This is a genomic window from Chryseobacterium sp. SIMBA_028 (genome assembly GCF_046535285.1).
Taxonomy (GTDB): domain Bacteria; phylum Bacteroidota; class Bacteroidia; order Flavobacteriales; family Weeksellaceae; genus Chryseobacterium.
The window spans coordinates 1-256 of sequence record NZ_JAWRWZ010000531.1 but is presented as its reverse complement, the minus strand read 5'-3'; the positions used below and the strand labels follow the sequence as shown (position 1 = coordinate 256).

Below are 256 nucleotides of genomic sequence, written 5' to 3'. Positions count from 1 at the left end.
ATCAAATATGGAGGAGAAGACCGGGATCAGCTGATAGAAAACTATGGTAAAAGCCTAGAAAACTTAGGGAAAGCAGGCATTACAACGGTTTGTTACAACTTCATGCCGGTTCTCGACTGGGCAAGAACAGATTTGTATTATCCATGGGAAGATGGTTCATCATCGCTTTATTTTGATAAAGCAAAGTTTGCCTATTTTGAAATTCATATTCTTGAAAGAAAAGGAGCAGAAAAAGACTATTCGTCAGAGATTCTTG

At 37.9% G+C, this 256-nt stretch carries 1 protein-coding gene; it reads left to right on the top strand.

What is annotated here, in order from left to right:
* Window positions 1-256: mannonate dehydratase (locus SCA31_RS24390; RefSeq protein ID WP_410699558.1), on the top strand; the 256-nt coding region annotated here is incomplete at both ends.